Source organism: Streptomyces dysideae (genome assembly GCF_001514305.1).
GTDB lineage: Bacteria > Actinomycetota > Actinomycetes > Streptomycetales > Streptomycetaceae > Streptomyces > Streptomyces dysideae.
Genome location: NZ_KQ949195.1, coordinates 1 through 1,250, shown reverse-complemented (window position 1 = coordinate 1,250; position 1,250 = coordinate 1). Strand labels below are relative to the sequence as shown.

1 protein-coding gene is annotated in these 1,250 nt (G+C 66.5%); it reads left to right on the top strand.

What is annotated here, in order from left to right:
- Nucleotide 1: 1 nt before the first annotated feature.
- Entirely contained in the window at nucleotides 2–1,222 is a 1,221-nt protein-coding gene (locus AQJ91_RS48345) for an IS256 family transposase (RefSeq protein WP_107122748.1), read from the top strand.
- Nucleotides 1,223–1,250: the final 28 nt, after the last annotated feature.

Below are 1,250 nucleotides of genomic sequence, written 5' to 3'. Positions count from 1 at the left end.
ACTGATACGCCTGCTGGAGTCACTACGTTCGTCCGACGGAATCGAGCTCGTCCGCAGCGTCGCCGAGCGGATGCTGCAGGAGCTGATCGAGGCCGAGACCGCGGCGAAGATCGGCGCCGAGTGGAACGAGCACACCGACACCCGTACCAACTACCGCAACGGGCACCGGGACAAGACGTTGACCACGCAGGCCGGCGACCTCGACCTGGCCATTCCCAAACTGCGGGCCGGCAGCTTCTTCCCCAGCCTGCTGGAGCGGCGCCGCCGCATCGACCAGGCCCTGTACGCGGTCATCATGGAGGCATACGTGCAAGGGGTGTCCACCCGGTCGGTCGACGACCTGGTCGTGGCCCTGGGGGCGGACACCGGTATCTCCAAGAGCGAGGTCTCGCGGATCTGCGCCGCCCTGGACGAGCAGCTGACAGCCTTCCGCACGAGGCCGCTGGACCACACTCGCTTCCCCTACATCTACCTCGACGCCACCTACTGCAAGGCCCGGGTCAACCACCAGATCGCCTCCCGGGCGGTGGTGATCGCCACCGGCATCACCGAGGACGGTGGTCGGGAGGTCCTCGGCGTGATGGTCGGCGACAGCGAGACTGAGGCGTTTTGGACCGAGTTCCTGCGTCACCTGCGCGAACGCGGCCTGAGCGGGGTCCGCCTGGTCCTCGCCGACCACCACACCGGCCTGGTCAACGCGATCCGCAAGGTCATGATCGGCGCCGCCTACCAAAGATGTCGTGTCCACTTCCTGCGCAACGTCTTTGGCGTGATCCCGAAGGACGCCGGTGAGATGGTCGCCGCGACCATCCGCACCATCTTCGCCCAGCCCGGCCAGAGCGCGGTCCGGGCCCAGGTCGACACCGTCGCCGACATGCTCGGAGGCCAGTTCCCCAAGGTGAAGCGGATGCTGCTGGAAGCCAAGGACGACCTGACCGCCTTCGCCGCCTTCCCGGAACGACATTGGAAGAAGATCCAATCAACGAATCCACTGGAGCGGATCAACCGCGAGATCAAGCGCCGGACCGACGTCGTCCAGGTCTTCCCCAACGACGACGCACTCCTGCGGCTGGTCACCGCCGTGCTGTTCGAAATGCACGACGAGTGGATCGCCTTCCCCCGCCGCTACCTGCCCGAAGGCAGCATGGACGAGATCTACCCCGACAAGCGCCCCGACAGCGCCCCCGCGCTCCCCAACACCACCAACACGACGGCCGATTGATCGGCTACACCATCACGCGGGACGCCAT